The organism is Pseudomonas sp. B7(2017), from assembly GCF_002112745.1.
Taxonomy (GTDB): Bacteria; Pseudomonadota; Gammaproteobacteria; order Pseudomonadales; family Pseudomonadaceae; genus Aquipseudomonas; species Aquipseudomonas ekonensis.
Genome location: NZ_NEIP01000001.1, coordinates 477,909 through 495,947, shown reverse-complemented (window position 1 = coordinate 495,947; position 18,039 = coordinate 477,909). Strand labels below are relative to the sequence as shown.

The window sequence follows — 18,039 nt, the reverse complement described above, 5'->3', positions numbered from 1 at the left end:
ATGAGCGGCCCGGGCGAATCGATCCGTTTCTGGCAGACCGAGCCGCTGGCCGGGATCGAGCTGCTGTCGGCGCGCTACATCGACCAGCGCTTCGCGCCCCATGTCCACGACGGCTACGTGATCGGCATGATCATGGCCGGCGCCCAGCGCTACCGCTACCGCGGCGCCGAACACCTGGCGGGCAGCGGCACCCTGGTGCTGATCAACCCGGACGAGCTGCACACCGGCCACAAGGGCACCGACGACGGCTGGCTGTACCGGGCGTTCTATCCCGACACCGGCAAGATCCTGTCACTGCTGGAAGAGCTCGAACTGCCGACCGCGCCGCTGCCGGCGTTCGGGGCGACGCTGTACCGCGACCCTGACCTGGTCGCCGGTTTCTGCCAGTTGCACCGGCTGCTGGAAAGCCCGGCCACTGCGCTGCAGCAGCAAACGGCATGGCGCGAGCTGATGCTGCAGCTCTTGCAACGACATGCGGCAGTGCCGGTCGCAGGCAATCCGGGCAAGGAACATCGGGCGGTGGTCCGCGCCAAGGAGCTGCTGCACGCGCAACTGGCGGCGCCGCCTTCACTGGAGGAGTTGGCGGCGGCGGTGAACCTGTCGCCCTTCCACTTCGCCCGGGTGTTCCGCCGCGCCACCGGCATGCCGCCCCACACCTGGCTGATGCAGCAACGGATCGCCCGCGCCCGGGGCTTGCTGCAAGGCGGCTGCCTGCCGGTGGAGGTCGCCGCGCAACTGGGCTTTGCCGACCAGAGCCATCTGAGCCGGCAGTTCAAGCAGGTCTATGGCGTGGGGCCGGCGGCGTACCGCAGCGCACGGCATTCGCTGGCGCGCTGAAACGCACCTTGCCGCCTCGCCTTGAGCGGTATGTCAGTCAGTGCAGTGCTGCCTGACCGGACGCCATCGCCAGCAGGCTGGCTCCCACAGGGTCTGCGGCGAACAAGGAGTTGCATTCAACCGCAATCCTCTGTTGGAGCCAGCCTGCTGGCGATGGCGCCAGTCAAGGCGCCGCCGGTCACTCGCCGGTGGCGATGCCCCGGGCCGGGTCGTTGATCCATTCGCTCCAGGAACCGGCATACAGCTCGGCCAACGGATAGCCGGCCAGGCACAAGGCGAACAGGTTATGGCACGCCGTCACCCCGGAGCCGCAGTAGGCCACCAGTTCGCCCGGTGAGCGGTCGCCGAGCAGCGCCGCGAAGCGCTGCTTGAGCCGGTCGGCCGGCAGGAACCTGCCGTCGCTGCCCAGGTTGTCGGTGAACGCCGCGCATTGCGCGCCGGGGATGTGACCGGCGACCGGATCGATCGGCTCCACCTCGCCCTTGAAGCGCGGCAGGGCCCGGGCGTCGAGCAGGGTCAGGCCGCTCTGGCCCAGGCGCTGCTGCAGTTGCGCGGCGCTCAGCAGCAAGCGCAGGTCCGGCTGGCCGCTGAAGCTGCCGCGGACCGTCGACGGCGGATCCAGGCTCAGCGGCAACCCGGCGGCGTGCCAGGCCTTGAGCCCGCCGTCGAGGATGAACACGCCGTCGCGCTTGCCCAGCCACGCCAGCAGCCACCAGGCCCGCGCCGCGTAGGCGCCGGGGCCGTCGTCGTAGAGCACGACGTCACTGCCGGCATCGATGCCGAACGCTTGCAGGCGCTCCACCAGCGCCGCCGGCTCCGGCAGCGGATGGCGACCGGTCACGCCCTTGACCACCGGGCCGCTGAGGTCGCGCTCAAGGTCGGCGAAATGCGCCCCGGCGATGTGCCCCTCGGCGTAGCTGCGCTGGCCGTAGTCCGGATCCTCCAGGGCAAAGCGGCAATCGAGGATCACCAGTCCCGGCTGATCCTTGCGGGCATCCAGCGCTTGAGGGCTGATCAGTTGCGCAATCGGCATAGCGGACGACTCCTTGTTCAAAAGAAGGGGTTACGGCGTTTCTTCGAGGGCCTGGGCCAGCGGCACGTAGAACTCGTCGAACAGGGCGTTGACCTCGTCGCGCGCCTGCTCGGTGACGAACCCAGCCTCCAGCACCAGCACCTGGTACACGCCGCGTTTGACGGCCTGTTCGCTCAGGTGCTTGGCGTTCTCGCGGGTGGTGCACAGGAACCGCACCCAAGAGGTGAGGATGATCCAGGCATTGAGGGTCAGGGATTCGATCTGCACCCGGTCCATCTTCAGGATCCCGGCGGCGACGAACCCCTCGTAGATGGCCGTGCCCTGGATCACGCAGCGCTGGGAAAAGCGCCGGTAGCGCGCCGCCAGGTCGGGATCGCTGTCGAGCAAGTGTTCCAGGTCGCGGTGCAGGAACCGGTAGCGCCACATCGCCGACAGCAGCTCCTTGAGGTAGTAGCGCTTGTCCTCGACCGTGGCCGGGCGCCCCTGGGGCGGGCGCAGGAAGCTGTCCACCAGGGTTTCGTACTCACTGAACAGCACGGCGATGATCGCCTGCTTGTTGGGGAAGTGGTAGTACAGGTTGCCCGGAGAGATCTCCATGTGGGCGGCGATGTGGTTGGTGCTGATGCTGCGCTCGCCCTGCTGATTGAACAGCTCGAGGCTGTTCTGCACGATGCGCTCGCTGGTTTTGATCCGTGGGGCCATGGCTTGAGCTTTAATTCAGAGTGCGTTGAGGGGCATCTTACGACCTATCCGGAACGGGATAAAACCTTGCCGCGCCAGGAAGTGAATTGACTTTCTAGAGCATAGACTCTAAAAAGTTCCTCACGACAACAAAACCGGAGCCGACAATGACTGCCGATATCGCCTACCTGCAATCGCTGCAACAGCCGCTGGAAGAGCTCAGCCGGCTGTTCGACGCGCAACGGGCCGCCTACGCCGCCAACCCGATGCCACCCGCCGCCCAGCGCCAGCAATGGCTCAAGGCCCTGCGCGACCTGCTCAGCGATGAACGGCAGGCGTTGGTCGACGCGATCAGCTCCGACTTCAGCCACCGCAGCGCCGACGAAACCCTGATCGCCGAGCTGATGCCCAGCCTGCACGGCATCCACTACGCCAGCCGTCACCTCAAGGGCTGGATGAAACCGTCGCGGCGCAAGGTCGGCCTCGCCTTCCAGCCGGCCTCGGCCAAGGTCGTGTACCAGCCGCTGGGCGTGGTCGGCGTGATCGTGCCGTGGAACTACCCGCTGTTCCTGGCCATCGGCCCGCTGACCGGCGCGCTCGCGGCGGGCAACCGGGTGATGCTCAAGCTCAGCGAATCGACCCCGGCCACCGGCCTGCTGCTCAAGGCCCTGCTGGCGCGGATCTTCCCCGAAGACCTGGTGTGCGTGGTGCTCGGCGAGTCGGACGTCGGCGTCGCGTTCTCGAAACTGCGTTTCGACCACCTGCTGTTCACCGGCGCCACCAGCATCGGCAAGCACGTGATGCGCGCGGCGGCGGAAAACCTCACGCCGGTGACCCTGGAGCTGGGCGGCAAGTCCCCGGCCATCGTGTCCCGTGACGTGCCGCTCAAGGACGCCGCCGAACGCATCGCCTTCGGCAAGATGATCAACGCCGGCCAGACCTGCGTCGCTCCGGACTACGTGCTGGTGCCGGAAGACCGGGTCGGCGCCTTCGTCGAAGCCTACCGCCAGGTCGCGCACCGGTTCTACCCGACCCTGGCCGACAACCCGGACTACACCGCGATCATCAACGAGCGCCAGTTGGCTCGGCTCAACGGCTACCTCAGCGACGCCACCGGCAAGGGCGCGCTGCTGATTCCGCTGTTCGAGCAGGGCCAGGGCCGGCGCATGCCCCACAGCCTGCTGCTGAACGTCAGCGACGACATGACCGTGATGCAGGACGAGATCTTCGGCCCGCTGCTGCCGATCGTGCCGTACCGGGACGTGGAACAGGCATTCTCCTACATCAACCGGCGACCCCGTCCTCTGGCCCTTTACTACTTCGGCTACGACAAGCGCGAACAGGAACGCGTGCTGCACGAGACCCACTCCGGCGGCGTCTGCCTCAACGACACGCTGCTGCATGTGGCCCAGGACGACATGCCGTTCGGCGGCATCGGCCCGTCCGGCATGGGCCACTACCATGGGCACGAGGGGTTCCTGACGTTGAGCAAGGCCAAGGGCGTGCTGGTCAAGCAGCGCTTCAACGCCGCGAAGCTGATCTACCCGCCCTACGGCACAGCGATCCAGAAACTGATCCAGAAACTGTTCATTCGCTGACCACCGTCACCGCCGGGTAATAACAACAATGCACCCAAGCCTGACCGAAACACCTGCGCTGTCGCGCCGCGGCCTGCTGAAGTTCAGCCTCGGCGCCACGGCGTTCCTCGCCACCGCCGGCCTGGGCGCCAGCCTCAGCGGCTGTTCGTCCAGCGTGCCGGCCAGCGGCTATGCCGCGCTGCGCAGCAACGACCTGCCGTTCTTGCGCGCCCTGATCCCGGTGATGCTCGACGGCGCCGTGGCCGCCGACAAAATGGCCGCCGCCGTCGAGGGCACCCTACAGTCACTCGACCACGGCCTCGACCATCTCTCGCCGGAAATGCTCAAGCTCAGCCGGCAACTGTTCGACGTGCTGGGCATGGCCGTGACCCGGGGCCCGCTGACCGGGATCTGGGGCAGTTGGGAAAACGCCGAACCGGAGGCCGTCCGGCACTTCCTCGAACGCTGGCGGAACAGCTCGCTGAGCCTGCTGCGCATGGGCCACAGCTCCTTGCTGCAGATGGTGATGATGGCCTGGTACAAGCGCGCCGAGTCCTGGGCCCATTGCGGCTATCCCGGCCCGCCCTCTGTCTGAACCGCGTCGCCATCGTCGAACCCTGCCGTCCGGCAGTCAACAATATGAGAGCCTGAACATGCCCGTACCCGACCCGTTCCGCGAAGGCCTCGCCCGCGGCTGGAAGACCCACAACGGCGCGCAGCTGACCGACGACCTGACGCTGGAAGCCGACGTGGCGATCATCGGCAGCGGTGCCGGCGGCGGCACCACCGCGGAGATCCTCAGCGCCGCCGGCCTCAAGGTACTGCTGATCGAAGAGGGGCCGCTCAAGACCAGCAGCGACTTCAAACTGCTGGAGGACCAGGCCTACAGCAGCCTCTACCAGGAAGGCATCGGCCGCCTGAGCAAGGACGGCGCGATCACCATCCTTCAGGGCCGGGCGGTGGGCGGCACCACGCTGGTCAACTGGACGTCGAGCTTCCGCACCCCGGAGCCGACCCTGGAGCACTGGGCCAAGGAGCACAACGTCAAGGGCCACAGCCCCGCCGAGATGGCGCCGTGGTTCGAGAAAATGGAGCAGCGCCTCGGCATCGCCCCGTGGCTGGTGCCGCCCAACGCCAACAATGACGTGATCCGCAAGGGCTGCGAGGCGCTCGGCTACAGCTGGCACTTGATCCCGCGCAACGTGCGCGGCTGCTGGAACCTGGGCTACTGCGGCATGGGCTGCCCGACCAACGCCAAGCAGTCGATGATGGTCACGACCATTCCCGCGTCCCTGGAAAAGGGGGCAGAACTGCTGTACCTGGCCCGGGCGGAAAAACTGCTGATGAGCGGCGACAAGGTCACCGGCCTGCAATGCGTGGCGATGGACGAACGCTGCGTGGCGCCGACCGGGCGCACGGTCACGGTCAAGGCGCGGCACTACGTGCTGGCCGGCGGCGGCATCAACAGCCCGGCGCTGCTGATGCGCTCGCAGGCGCCGGATCCGCACGGGCGCCTGGGCCAGCGCACGTTCCTGCACCTGGTGAACATGTCCGCCGGGCGCTTCGACGAGGTGATCAACCCGTTCTACGGCGCGCCGCAGTCGATCTACTCCGACCATTTCCAGTGGAAGGACGGCACCACCGGCCCCATGGGCTACAAGCTCGAAGTGCCGCCGCTGCACCCGGCGCTGGCCGCGACCCTGCTCGGCGGCTTCGGCCGGGACAACGCGCAGCACATGGCCGACCTGCCGAAGACCCACGCGATGCTCGCCCTGCTGCGCGACGGCTTCCACCCGGACAGCCCCGGCGGCACGGTCGAGCTGCGCGGCGACGGCTCGCCGGTGCTCGACTACCCGGTTTCGCCCCACACCTGGGAAGGCCTGCGCCGGGCGTTCCACAGCATGGCCGAGATCCAGTTCGCCGGCGGCGCCAAGGCCGTGATGCCGATGCACGCCGATGCGCGCTACGTGGACAGCCTGGCCGAGGCCCGCGCAATGATCGACGGCCTGGACCTTGCGCTGTACCGCACGCGCCTGGGCAGCGCCCATGTCATGGGCGGCTGCGCGATGGGCGAAGACCCGAAGACCGCCGTCGCCGACAGCCTCGGCCGGCATCACCAGCTGGGCAACCTGTCGATCCACGACGGTTCGCTGTTCCCCACCAGCATCGGCGCCAACCCGCAGCTGTCGGTGTACGGCCTGACCGCGCAACTGGCGACGGCCCTGGCCGAACGGCTGAAGAACCCATGAAAGGGCGCCGTTTCCCCGACGTCTATAGTGCTTTCTTACCCAACAGGCGACTTGGCCGACCGGGACGGCTGCGATACCATCCGACTCCCCAACGGATTCCCGCCAGGACGACGCGATGAACCGAGTGTTGTACCCAGGAACCTTCGACCCTATCACCAAGGGCCATGGCGACCTGGTCGAACGCGCCTCGCGCCTGTTCGACCATGTGGTCATCGCCGTGGCCGCCAGCCCGAAGAAAAACCCGCTGTTCCCGCTGGAGCAACGGGTCGAGCTGGCCCGCGAGGTCACCAAGCACCTGCCGAACGTGGAAGTGGTCGGTTTCTCGACGCTGCTGGCGCACTTCGCCAAAGAGCAGAACGCCAACGTATTCCTGCGCGGCCTGCGGGCGGTCTCGGACTTCGAGTACGAATTCCAGCTGGCCAACATGAACCGCCAACTGGCCCCGGACGTGGAAAGCCTGTTCCTCACCCCGTCCGAGCGCTATTCGTTCATTTCCTCGACCCTGGTGCGCGAGATCGCGGCCCTGGGCGGCGACATCAGCAAGTTCGTCCACCCGGCCGTGGCCGAGGCCCTGACCCTGCGCTTCAAGAAGTGACGACCGTTCAAACGGCGCCTGCGTGCACTGCAGGCGCCAATGCGGCACAATTGCGCGCACTGATAGATAGCGCCCGGGCCTGCCGCCCCGGCTGGAGTTAGCATGTCCCTGATCATCACCGACGATTGCATCAACTGCGACGTCTGCGAACCCGAGTGCCCGAACGAGGCCATTTCCCAAGGCGAAGAGATCTACGTGATCGACCCGAACCTGTGCACCCAGTGCGTGGGCCACTACGACGAGCCGCAGTGCCAGCAGGTCTGCCCGGTGGACTGCATCCCGCTGGACGAAGCCCATCCGGAAACCGAAGAGCAACTGATGGCCAAGTACCGCCGGATCACCGGCAAGGCCTGATCCGGGCCCTATCGGCCTCATCGTCAGCAGGCTGGCTCCCACTGGGCGCAGATCCCATGTGAGAGCCAGCCTGCTGGCGATAGCGTCACCGACCACCCGGAACAGTTCACTCACGCTGTTCGAACCCCTCCCCCGTGCACCCCAGGCACCGCGCGAACGCCGCTTTCGCCGGCGCCACCACCAGCGCCTCTCCGGCATCGCCGATCCCGCCGCCCAAGGCCGTGAACGGCAACGACACGACAAACACCCCCGCCCCGATCACCGTCGCCACCGTCAGCAACGGCCGGGCGATCAGCAGGTCGCCGATCATGGCGTAGGCCGGCGGGTTCTGGATGGCGTAGCGCGGATCGCCGCTGCCGCCCTCCGTCGCCCGGGCGGGCAGGCTGGCACACAGCGACAGTGCGATGAGCAGGGCAGGAAGGGATTTCATGGCACGATCCTTCGGGCTGAACAGTGAGACACCTCACTATAGACCGTAGGAGCTTTTCAGCCGTTTTGCCTCAGGTCTGGCAGCGCGGGCACCAGACGCTTGCGCGCTGGCCGAGCTTGATTTCCCGCAGCCCGGTGCCGCACACCTTGCAGTGCTCGCCGCCGCGGCCGTAGACGAACAGCTCCTGCTGGAAATACCCCGGCTGGCCATCGCCGCCGATGAAGTCGCGCAGCGTGGTGCCGCCGCGCTCGATGGCGGCGGCGAGGATGCGTTTGATCTCGATGGCCAGCTTCAGGTAGCGCGCCCGGGAAATGCCCCCGGCCTCGCGGCGCGGATCGATGCCGGCGGCGAACAGCGCTTCGGTCGCGTAAATGTTGCCCACGCCCACCACCACCGCGTTGTCCATGATGAACGGCTTGACCGCCATCGACCGCCCCCGCGACAGCTGGAACAGCCGCTCGCCGTCGAACAGGTCGGTCAACGGCTCAGGCCCCAGGCGGATCAGCAGCTCGTGTTGCAGCGGATCGGTGCTCCAGAGCATGGCGCCGAACCGGCGCGGATCGGTGTAGCGCAGGGCCAGGCCCGATTCGAGTTCGATGTCGACATGCTCATGCCGGCCCGCCGGCAACCCCGCCTCCACCAGCCGCAGGTTGCCCGACATGCCCAGATGGCTGATCAGCGTGCCGACCTCGGCGTTGATCAGCAGGTACTTGGCCCGCCGGTCGACCTGCACGATGCGCTGGCCGGACAGCCGCACATCGAGGTCTTCGGGGATCGGCCAGCGCAGACGGCGCTCGCGCACGATCACCCGGCTGACCCGCTGGCCCTCCAGGTGCGGGGCGATGCCCCGGCGGGTGGTCTCGACTTCCGGCAATTCAGGCATGGTGTTCTCGAATCAGTGGGCGCCGAGCTCGCGGATCGTCTGCTTGAGGGTCTCGAAGTCGTACTCGGACAGGCCGACGTAGTCCAGCACCAAAGGACCTACGCAGTTCCACTCATGGTCTTCGGCCTGGTTGCCCAGCACCCGGTAGGAGGCGCAGATGTGCTCGGCCATCTTGAGGATCGCCAGCAGGTTCTTCATCTGGTTGTTGCGCGAAGACTCGTCGCTGAAGATCGCCAGCGCGTTGTGGTGGTTGGCGATGGCGTTGCTGACGTGCTCCGGCAGGCGCCAGGACTTGGCGGTGTAGTAGCCGACCACCGAATGGTTGGTGTTGTACACGCGGTTTTCGGTGTCCACCACCCGGCATTCGGCGCTGGCGCTGGCGTAGGCCTCTTCGAGCGTCGACATGTAGTCGGGGAAGCGCTGCAGCATCAGCGGCACGCCGCAGTCATGGAACAGGCCCAGCGCATAGGCCTCGTCGCACGCTTCGGTGCCGACGCGCTTGGCCAGGGTCAGGCAGGTCATCGCCACGTCCTGGGCCGTGTCCCAGAAACGGTTGAGGGTGACGATGGTGTCGTCGTTCATCTCGCCCTTGATCGACTGCGCGTTGATCAGGTTGATGATCGAACGGCTGCCCAACAGGTTCACCGCGCGCTTGATCGAGGTGATCTTGTTGCTCAGGCCGTAGTACGGCGAATTGACGATCTTCAGCAGCGAGCCGGACATGCCGGGATCCTGGGAGATCAGCTTGGCGATGGTCTCCAGGTCCGGGTCGGGCATGTACTGCTCCATTTGCAGATCCACCATGATCTGCGGTTGCGCGGGCACGCTGATGCCCTGCAGGGACTGTTGAATCTGTTCGGTGGTCAGCTCTTGGGACATAAGTACACACTCTGGGACAGGCGGCGATTCTAACCCCTAAAAACCGATGAACGACACATCGCAGGGCAGATCGGCCAAATCTTTCATTGAAGACCACCCCGTCGATTGCGCCTGGCGGCGTACGCAAAATGTGTGGCCGGTTCGCCTGCGGCGGGTGATTCATCGCTCCTGCGGCCCGCGCCGCGCGCAACACGGTATACTCCCGCTCTTTTTTTCCGGAGCGACGTCATGTCCCTGCCTAGCTTGCGCCTCAAAGCCAACGCCGACCGTCGCCTGCGCGCCGGCCACCTGTGGGTCTACAGCAACGAAATCGACGTGGCCGCCACCCCGCTGCACGGCTTCAAGGCCGGCGACCAGGCCCTGCTCGAAGCCGCCGGCGGCAAGGCGCTGGGCATCGTGGCGATGAGCCCGAACAACCTGATCTGCGCCCGCCTGCTGTCCCGGGACGCCAAGCTGGCGCTGGACAAGTCGCTGCTGGTGCACCGCCTGAACGTGGCCCTGTCCCTGCGCGAGCGCCTGTTCGACAAGCCGTTCTACCGCCTGGTCTACGGCGACTCCGACCTGCTGCCGGGCCTGGTGGTCGACCGTTTCGGCGACATCCTCGTGGTGCAGCTCGCCTCGGCCACCATGGAAGCCCACAAGGCCGACGTGATCGCCGCGCTGACCCAGGTGCTCAAGCCGAGCGGCATCCTGTTCAAGAACGACTCGGCCGCCCGCGATGCCGAGGGCCTGGAGCGCTACGTCGAAACCGTGTTCGGCGTGGTGCCGGAGTGGGTGCCGCTGGAAGAGAACGGCGTGAAGTTCGAAGCCCCGGTCATCGGCGGCCAGAAGACCGGCTGGTTCTACGACCACCGCATGAACCGCGCGCGCCTGGCGCCGTACGTCAAAGGCAAGCGCGTGCTGGACCTGTACAGCTACATCGGCGGCTGGGGCGTGCAGGCCGGCGCGTTCGGCGCCAGCGAAGTGTTCTGCGTCGACGCCTCGGGCTTCGCCCTCGACGGCGTGGAGCGCAACGCCGCGCTGAACGGCTTCGCCGACAAGATGACCTGCATCGAAGGCGACGTCTTCGAAGCCCTGAAGGAACTCAAGGCCAGCGAAGAGCGTTTCGACGTCATCGTCGCCGACCCGCCGGCGTTCATCAAACGCAAGAAAGACCTGAAGAACGGCGAAGGCGCCTACCGCCGCCTGAACGAGCAGGCCATGCGCCTGCTGACCAAGGACGGCATCCTCGTCAGCGCGTCGTGCTCGATGCACCTGCCGGAAGACGACCTGCAGAACATCCTGCTGACCAGCGCCCGCCACCTGGACCGCAACATCCAACTGCTGGAGCGCGGCGCCCAGGGCCCGGACCATCCGGTGCACCCGGCCATCCCGGAAACCCGCTACATCAAGAGCATCACCTGCCGCCTGCTGCCCAACAGCTGATACGCGGCCGGACAGCAAAACGGGGAGCCCATGGGCTCCCCGTTTTGCTTTTGGCCTGCGTCCCGCCCTGCCTCATCGAACTTCCCACATGTTCCTTCCTACATGTTCTTTCCTACAGACGTGCAGGATATTTCATTAAAAGAAACACCCAACAAGAAACAACTTACAAGTCCAAACTCGACCGGTAAGCGCTCCGACAAAATTACTGGAACATTCCTACTGAATATCCGCTTGCCAACAATCCATTACAAACTATGATTGAGCTGTCACCACGAGGTGACTTCAATTACCAATGAACAAGGAGTTCATCAAATGAAAGCAATCACTCTGGAAACCAACAAAATCGCAAACCTGGCTTTTCTGGTCGCCCCTAAAGCCCGCTAAGTAAATGAAGACGCCGGAGCGTGCCGGCACTCCGGCGTCTTCAAAGGCTCACAGCACAGAGTGAATCGCCTCATGCACATCAACCCTCATGTTTTCATATTGCCGAAGCCGCCCGCACAAATTGTCTGGAACTATAAAGACCACACGCAACACGAACTCGATATCCGTTATTCGACTCGCCTCGCGCAACTTATAGAAAACCCGAACAACTTCGACGACAGCAACATCATAGACACACAACTTCTGGCAGCCGGAATATTAACTGCTTCAAAAACCGACACACCGGAATGGGGATGGGACGAACTTTCCAGGATCTACCACATCGGCACCCAAAACATCCCTTTCGAACACCCCCCACAGAACATTCAAGAATGGTCCAGGCAATACCTGGAACATTGCAACGACGTGCTGGCCACGCCAGCGCCCGGCGACACCCGGACACCGCCGGACACCCTGGCGCACATCGCCCTGCCCGAACCGTCCCGGTTGGCGGGCGCCGATCTGCACACCACGCTGCTTGACCGGAAGACCTGCCGCTCCTTCACCCAGGCCCCCGTGGCGCTCACCGACCTGAGCACCCTGCTGTACCTGACGCTCGGCCATCTGCGCGAACGCATCTGCGACAACAGCGCCGCCCCGGGCATGACGGCACGGCGCAGCAGCCCGTCCGGCGGCGGGCTCAACGCCTGCGAAGGCCTCTTGCTGGTGCAGAACGTCAGCGGCCTGGCGCAAGGCGTCTATGCCTACCATCCGGCGCAGCACACCTTGAGCCTGACGAACCCGCTGCCCGACTCGGCACTGGGCAACCTGCTGTGCGGCCAGCACTTCATCAACGATCTGCCGCTGGGCCTGTTCATCACCGCCCGGTTCGACCGGCTCTGGTGGAAATACCCCCACTCACGGGCTTACCGGATGGCATTCGTCGAGGCCGGCCATCTGTCCCAGACCTTTCAACTGGTGGCCACGGCATTGGGCCTCAACACCTGGCTGACCGGTGCGTTCGCCGACGGCCCGGTCGAAACCCTGCTCAACCTCGAAGGCAGCCCTGAACAGCCCTTGTTCTTCGTCGGCTGCGGCAACAGCGATGGCCAGGCCATGTGCCGGGAACTGAGGGACCTGCTGGATCCACGGGCGGTGAATCCATGACCCGACTGCTCGATGTCCCGGCCGAACCGCCGGTGTCCTGGGCGCTGCGCTTCACGCTGGGAGAATGGGACACCCGCGCCTCGGTGCGGGTCAGCCGCCATGACTACCCGTTGCCAGCGGACCTTGCGCGGCAACTGGAGTCCCGCCACTGGTTTCCCCCAGGCTTCCTGCCGTACCTGGCCCACCCGGCCATCGAAGCGGCCGGGCGCGAGGTCATCCACCGCCTGACCGCCAACCACCTGGTGCATTTTCTCGACTACACCACCCTGCTCGAACACCGCATCGTCAACCGGTCGGTGGAAACCATCGTCCATGGCGAGATCCCCGCCTACGTGCCCCCGCGCATGAAGACCGCCGCGCTCCAGCTCTACACGGACGAGGGGTATCACGCGCTGTTCTCCAACCGCTTGGCCGAACAGATCGCCGCGCACTATGGCTTCACCCAGCGTCCGGCCATGCCCCGACGGATCACCCGGCTCAACGCCCTGATCGAACGCACACCGCAGCACAGCCGGCCGCTGGCGTGGTTCCTGCTCGGCTTCGTCTCGGAGACCCTCATCGCCCGCGAGCTGCTCGACGTCTGCCGTGACAGCCTGGTGTCCTGCGTCGACGACATGCTGCGCGACCATCTGGGCGACGAGGCCCGTCACAGCCGCTACTTCGCCGAGGTGTTCCATTACCTCTGGCTGACCATGAACACCCGCAAAAGGACGTTCACGGCAAGAACGCTGCTGGAGGTCATCGGGATCTTCTTCGAGGTCGACGAGGCCTGGCTGCTCCAGAGCCTGCGCAGCGCCGGGATCGAGGAGGAAACCGCCACGGACATCGTCGCCGAGGCGGCCACCGCCCAGGCCAACCGGCGCCGCGCCCGGGCAGGCGCCGTCGCCACCCTCGCGGCGCTGACAAAGGCCGGATTCTTCGCGTTGCCCCAAAACCGCAGACTCTTCGCCAAGGCAGGACTGATCGATGAATGAAGGAACTCCGGCGGCGACCGCCCGCCAACGTCGCGGGGCCGTGGGCCTGTTGCTGGCGATGGTGCTGCTCGGCGTGTTTCCGCTGGATGTCCTGCTGCCGTCGTTTCCGGCCCTGGCCGAGCATTTCCGGCGCACGCCCACGGACATCGCGCTGTCGATCAGCGTGTTCGCCGTGGGCATCGCCTTTTCCCAGTTGCTGATCGGCCCGCTGTCGGACGTGATCGGACGCAAGTGCCTGCTGCTGGCCGGCATCGCGGTCTCGATCCTCGGCGCCGTCGGTTGCCTGCTGTCCCGCGACTACGCGCTGTTCCTGGCGTTCCGGGTGGTGCAGGCGGCGGGCTGCGGTTGCTTCGTGCTGTCCCAGGCCCTGGTGCAGGACCTGTTCGACGGGGAGGAACGTGACCGGTTGCGGATCCTGATGGTCACCGCAGGTGGTCTTTTCATCTCGGTGTCACCGTTGGCCGGCACCCTGCTGCAATCCGCCTTCGGCTGGCGCGCCAGCTTCTGGGCATTCGCGGCGCTGGCCTCGGCGGTGCTGCTCAAGGCGGGGCTGTTCCTGCCAGGGGGCCGTCCGACGGCCGCAGGTGCCCCGGCGCACTTCCTGCTGACCTACCGCCGGGTGCTGGGCGATTTCGACTTCGTCGGTTACTGGCTGATATCGGCCTTCGCCTTCGCCTGCCACTTCTCGTTCATCGTGATTTCGCCGCTGATCTTCATGGACCGCCTGCAACTGTCCGCCTATGAGTTCTCCCTTGTCCTGCTGGTCTACGGCGCCGCCTATGTGCTGGGGGGCATCGTCGCCACCGTGCTGAGCCGACGGATCACGCCCGCCCGGCAGATCACCGCAGGGCTGGGCCTGATCCTGCTGGCGGGCCTGGCCCTGCTGTGCCTGCCTTCGGGCTTTGCGCTGACCCCGGCGACGGTGCTGGTGCCGATGCTGATCTGCACCGCCGGCACCACCATCGTCCGGCCAGCGGCTACCTCCCGGGCCATGGACCTTTATCCCGAGCACGCGGGCACCTCGGCCTCGGCCGGCAGCACCCTGGTCTTCATCTGCGGCGGGGCGATCAGCGCCTTGATCAGCCTGAGCCCGGCCGACCTGCAACCCACCCTCGGCGGCTGCTTCCTGATCCTCGGCGGCGTGGCGCTGGGGCTGAACGCCCGCATCAACCGCCGGGCCGAAGGCCTTCGTCACGGCGCCGTCGTGCAGCCGGGCCGCGACTGAAACCGCCGGCCGTCATCCCGCAGGCGCCCTCGGCGGCCGAACAGCGTTTTGCGCCATTCCCTCCAGACGCCAGCGGTGTAGAATCGCGGGATTCATCGCCATTCATCCCCGGCGGGTTTATGAGCTCAGGCTGAGGCAAGCGGCGATCCCGCAAAGTCATCGGCAGCATCAGGACACACGGCCATTTTCGGGTGTTCCGGACGTCAACAGAAGCTCACTCCCCTTTAGTACCTGATTAGCCGCCCGGAGTGCTCCAATGCCTGATTACCGTTCAAAGACTTCCACCCACGGCCGCAACATGGCCGGCGCCCGCGCACTATGGCGCGCCACCGGGATGAAGGATGACGACTTCAAGAAGCCGATCATCGCCGTCGCCAACTCCTTCACCCAGTTCGTGCCGGGCCACGTCCACCTCAAGGACCTGGGCCAACTGGTCGCCCGCGAAATCGAACGGGCCGGTGGCGTCGCCAAGGAATTCAACACCATCGCCGTGGACGACGGCATCGCCATGGGCCACGACGGCATGCTCTATTCGCTGCCGAGCCGCGAGATCATCGCCGACTCCGTCGAATACATGGTCAACGCCCACTGCGCCGACGCCATTGTCTGCATCTCCAACTGCGACAAGATCACCCCCGGCATGCTGATGGCCGCCCTGCGCCTGAACATCCCGGTGATCTTCGTCTCCGGCGGCCCGATGGAAGCCGGCAAGACCAAACTGGCCAGCCACGGCCTCGACCTCGTCGACGCCATGGTGATCGCCGCCGACTCCAGCGCCTCTGACGAGAAGGTCGCCGAGTACGAGCGCAGCGCCTGCCCGACCTGCGGCTCGTGCTCCGGCATGTTCACCGCCAACTCGATGAACTGCCTGACCGAGGCCCTGGGCCTGGCGTTGCCGGGCAACGGTTCGACCCTGGCCACCCACAGCGACCGCGAACAGCTGTTCCTCGAGGCCGGCCGCACCATCGTCGAGCTGTGCAAGCGCTACTACGGCGAGAACGACGAGTCGGTGCTGCCGCGCAACATCGCCAACTTCAAGGCGTTCGAGAACGCCATGATGCTCGACATCGCCATGGGCGGTTCGACCAACACCATCCTGCACCTGCTGGCCGCCGCCCAGGAAGCCGAGATCGCCTTCGACCTGCGCGACATCGATCGCCTGTCGCGCAAGGTGCCGCAGCTGTGCAAGGTCGCGCCGAACATCCAGAAGTACCACATGGAAGACGTGCACCGCGCCGGCGGCATCTTCAGCATCCTCGGTTCGCTGGCCCGCGGCGGCCTGCTGCACACGGACCTGCCGACCGTGCACAGCCGCAGCATGGAAGAAGCCATCGCCAAGTGGGACATCACCCAGACGAACGACGAGGCCGTGCACCATTTCTTCAAGGCAGGCCCTGCCGGCATTCCGACCCAGACCGCGTTCAGCCAGTCCACCCGCTGGCCGTCCCTGGACGACGACCGCGAGAACGGCTGCATCCGCAGCGTCGAGCACGCCTACTCCAAAGAAGGCGGCCTGGCCGTGCTGTACGGCAACATCGCGCTGGACGGCTGCGTGGTGAAGACCGCCGGCGTCGACGAGTCGATCCTGGTCTTCGAAGGCAACGCGAAGATCTTCGAAAGCCAGGACAGCGCCGTGCGCGGCATCCTCGCCGACGAAGTGAAGGAAGGCGACATCGTCATCATCCGCTACGAAGGCCCGAAAGGCGGCCCGGGCATGCAGGAAATGCTCTACCCGACCTCCTACCTGAAGTCCAAGGGCCTGGGCAAAGCCTGCGCCCTGCTCACCGACGGCCGCTTCTCCGGCGGCACCTCGGGCCTGTCCATCGGCCACGCTTCGCCGGAAGCGGCGGCGGGCGGCGCCATCGGCCTGGTGCAGGACGGCGACAAGGTGCTGATCGACATCCCGAACCGTTCGATCAACCTGTTGATCAGCGATGAAGAACTGGCCGCGCGCCGGGTCGAGCAGGACAAGAAAGGCTGGAAGCCGGCCGAACAGCGTCCGCGCAAGGTGACCACCGCCCTGAAGGCCTACGCCCTGCTCGCCACCAGCGCCGACAAGGGTGCGGTGCGCAACAAGGCGATGCTCGACGGGCTGTAATGCTTAACCGTCGCGCATAAAAATGCCCCGCCATGTGCGGGGCATTTTTTTGCCTGGGCTGGCGATGGCGCCCGTCGAGGCGCCACAGGCTCAAGACCGTAGCGCCCCCAGGAACCGCCCAGGACCGCGGCTTACTGGATCTCTTCCGGCTTGACGATCACCCAGTTCTTGTCCGCCGTCACCGGCAAGCCTTCCTTGGCCTGGGCCGCGGCGTGCTTGGCCATCATGCCGTTGAGCTGGGTCATGTACTTGTCCTTGCGGTTGACCCACAGGTGGATGCCGCCCTTGGCCACGTCGACATCGTGGAACAGCATGTAGCCGTCGCTGGTCGGGGTGTCGCCGCCCACCAGCACCGGCTTCTTCCACTCGTCGATGTAGGTCAGGATCGCCGCGTGCTTGCCGGCCATCCAGGTGGCCGGGGTCCACAGGTACGGGGTCAGTTCCAGGCCGAGGTTGGCCTTCTCGTCATACTTGCCGGCGGTGATCTGCTTGCGGGCGGTGGTCAGCTCGCCGGTCTTGGGGTCCTTGAGCAGCAGCGACACGCCGATGACGTTCTGCGGCTTGACGTTGTAGCCGTACTTCGGATCCGCCGCGACCATGCGCACCAGTTCCTCCGAAGCGGCGGTCATCACATAGACCTCGATGCCGTTCTCCATCAGCTTGTTGTACAGCTCTTGCTGGCCGGTGAAGAGCTTCGGCGGGTTGACGTCGAGCTTCTTGACCACGTCGCCTTCGTAATAGGTGGCCGGCACCGGCTTGCCCGAGGCCATCATTTCGTCGACGTAGCCCTTGAGCTCCTTGAGGGTGAAGCCGGAGAACACTTGCGCCACCCAGGGGTAGCAGACCATGTCGTCGACTTCGCAGAGGCGGTAGTAGTAGCTGAACAGGCTTTCCTTATGGTCGGCGGTGTCCTTGAACGGCATCAGCTTCAGGGAGGGGTCGAGCTTGTCCCGGGTGATCAGGCCCTTGTTTTCCATGAACGGCAGCAGCGACTCTTCAAGGTCGTAGCGGTAACTGGTGTTGTCCATGTCGAACACCGCGTAGTTACCCTTGTTAGCGTTGGCCGCGATCATCGCGTCCAGGGCCTTGGCCTGATCCGCGGGCCAGTGCTTCAAGTCGGTGGCGAGCGCCTGGCCAGCGAGGCCAAGGCAGAGTGCGGCAGCCAGAAATGTCGGTGCGAATTTCATCAGCGTTTCTCCCCGGTTGAAAGGAATCGACGCTAACAAATCAGTGTGACAGTTCCCGTCTGTCAGCGACCGCGTGCGTCTT

17 protein-coding genes are annotated in these 18,039 nt (G+C 65.7%); 11 read left to right on the top strand and 6 right to left on the bottom strand.

All coding sequences use genetic code 11. The features are described from left to right. Nucleotides 1-837 carry an AraC family transcriptional regulator gene (locus tag CAG29_RS02325; RefSeq protein ID WP_085630062.1) on the top strand — a complete coding sequence of 279 codons (837 nt, stop codon included), beginning with the start codon at nucleotides 1-3 and terminating at the stop codon, nucleotides 835-837. 178 nt (nucleotides 838-1,015) lie between these two features. On the opposite strand, the gene CAG29_RS02320 is transcribed toward CAG29_RS02325, so the two are convergent. Next, nucleotides 1,016-1,870 carry a sulfurtransferase gene (locus CAG29_RS02320; RefSeq protein ID WP_085655849.1) on the bottom strand — a complete coding sequence of 285 codons (855 nt, stop codon included), beginning with the start codon at nucleotides 1,868-1,870 and terminating at the stop codon, nucleotides 1,016-1,018. 30 nt (nucleotides 1,871-1,900) lie between these two features. Further along, nucleotides 1,901-2,572, bottom strand: a complete 672-nt coding sequence (locus CAG29_RS02315; RefSeq protein WP_085580894.1) for a TetR/AcrR family transcriptional regulator — start codon at nucleotides 2,570-2,572, stop codon at nucleotides 1,901-1,903. Nucleotides 2,573-2,718: 146 nt separating this feature from the next. Here CAG29_RS02315 and CAG29_RS02310 point away from each other — a divergent pair, with 146 nt between their 5' ends. From CAG29_RS02310 to CAG29_RS02290, 5 genes are all read left to right on the top strand, one after another. Next, the gene (locus CAG29_RS02310) at nucleotides 2,719-4,149 is read left to right on the top strand and encodes a coniferyl aldehyde dehydrogenase (RefSeq protein WP_085693817.1); all 1,431 of its coding nucleotides are present in this window, start codon (nucleotides 2,719-2,721) and stop codon (nucleotides 4,147-4,149) included. A gap of 28 nt (nucleotides 4,150-4,177) precedes the next feature. After that, the gene (locus CAG29_RS02305) at nucleotides 4,178-4,723 is read left to right on the top strand and encodes a twin-arginine translocation pathway signal protein (protein WP_085693816.1); all 546 of its coding nucleotides are present in this window, start codon (nucleotides 4,178-4,180) and stop codon (nucleotides 4,721-4,723) included. Between the two features lie 58 nt (nucleotides 4,724-4,781). Continuing rightward, on the top strand, nucleotides 4,782-6,377 hold the full coding sequence (locus CAG29_RS02300) for a GMC family oxidoreductase (RefSeq protein WP_085693815.1): 1,596 nt from the start codon (nucleotides 4,782-4,784) through the stop codon (nucleotides 6,375-6,377). A gap of 115 nt (nucleotides 6,378-6,492) precedes the next feature. Next, nucleotides 6,493-6,972, top strand: coding sequence for a pantetheine-phosphate adenylyltransferase (coaD, locus tag CAG29_RS02295; RefSeq protein WP_085580902.1), 480 nt, complete (start codon nucleotides 6,493-6,495; stop codon nucleotides 6,970-6,972). A gap of 102 nt (nucleotides 6,973-7,074) precedes the next feature. Then, entirely contained in the window at nucleotides 7,075-7,326 is a 252-nt protein-coding gene (locus CAG29_RS02290) for a YfhL family 4Fe-4S dicluster ferredoxin (RefSeq protein ID WP_009683359.1), read from the top strand. A 106-nt stretch (nucleotides 7,327-7,432) separates the two neighbouring features. Here CAG29_RS02290 and CAG29_RS02285 read toward each other — a convergent pair whose 3' ends face one another. From CAG29_RS02285 to CAG29_RS02275, 3 genes are all read right to left on the bottom strand, one after another. After that, on the bottom strand, nucleotides 7,433-7,756 hold the full coding sequence (locus CAG29_RS02285; protein WP_085580904.1) for a multidrug transporter: 324 nt from the start codon (nucleotides 7,754-7,756) through the stop codon (nucleotides 7,433-7,435). A gap of 70 nt (nucleotides 7,757-7,826) precedes the next feature. Beyond that, nucleotides 7,827-8,639 (bottom strand): bifunctional DNA-formamidopyrimidine glycosylase/DNA-(apurinic or apyrimidinic site) lyase, encoded by an 813-nt coding sequence (gene mutM / locus CAG29_RS02280; RefSeq protein ID WP_085580906.1) that lies wholly within the window; start codon nucleotides 8,637-8,639, stop codon nucleotides 7,827-7,829. Nucleotides 8,640-8,651: 12 nt separating this feature from the next. After that, on the bottom strand, nucleotides 8,652-9,464 hold the full coding sequence (locus CAG29_RS02275) for an HDOD domain-containing protein (protein ID WP_170929954.1): 813 nt from the start codon (nucleotides 9,462-9,464) through the stop codon (nucleotides 8,652-8,654). A 282-nt stretch (nucleotides 9,465-9,746) separates the two neighbouring features. Between CAG29_RS02275 and CAG29_RS02270 the strand changes: the two genes are divergently transcribed. The 5 genes from CAG29_RS02270 to ilvD all read left to right on the top strand — a co-directional run bounded on the left by CAG29_RS02270 (nucleotide 9,747) and on the right by ilvD (nucleotide 16,770). After that, nucleotides 9,747-10,943 (top strand): class I SAM-dependent rRNA methyltransferase, encoded by a 1,197-nt coding sequence (locus tag CAG29_RS02270; protein ID WP_085580910.1) that lies wholly within the window; start codon nucleotides 9,747-9,749, stop codon nucleotides 10,941-10,943. A gap of 456 nt (nucleotides 10,944-11,399) precedes the next feature. Further along, nucleotides 11,400-12,473, top strand: coding sequence for a SagB family peptide dehydrogenase (locus CAG29_RS02265; RefSeq protein WP_085693814.1), 1,074 nt, complete (start codon nucleotides 11,400-11,402; stop codon nucleotides 12,471-12,473). After that, on the top strand, nucleotides 12,470-13,447 hold the full coding sequence (locus tag CAG29_RS02260; protein WP_085693813.1) for a diiron oxygenase: 978 nt from the start codon (nucleotides 12,470-12,472) through the stop codon (nucleotides 13,445-13,447). The genes CAG29_RS02265 and CAG29_RS02260 overlap by 4 nt, the downstream gene beginning before the upstream one ends. Further along, on the top strand, nucleotides 13,440-14,672 hold the full coding sequence (locus tag CAG29_RS02255) for an MFS transporter (RefSeq protein WP_085693812.1): 1,233 nt from the start codon (nucleotides 13,440-13,442) through the stop codon (nucleotides 14,670-14,672). The genes CAG29_RS02260 and CAG29_RS02255 overlap by 8 nt, the downstream gene beginning before the upstream one ends. A 256-nt stretch (nucleotides 14,673-14,928) precedes the next feature. Beyond that, complete coding sequence (ilvD, locus tag CAG29_RS02250; protein WP_085580918.1) at nucleotides 14,929-16,770, top strand: dihydroxy-acid dehydratase; 1,842 nt, start codon at nucleotides 14,929-14,931, stop codon at nucleotides 16,768-16,770. Nucleotides 16,771-16,901: 131 nt separating this feature from the next. On the opposite strand, the gene CAG29_RS02245 is transcribed toward ilvD, so the two are convergent. Next, on the bottom strand, nucleotides 16,902-17,957 hold the full coding sequence (locus CAG29_RS02245; RefSeq protein ID WP_085637050.1) for a phosphorylcholine phosphatase: 1,056 nt from the start codon (nucleotides 17,955-17,957) through the stop codon (nucleotides 16,902-16,904). Between the last annotated feature and the right edge of the window lie 82 nt (nucleotides 17,958-18,039).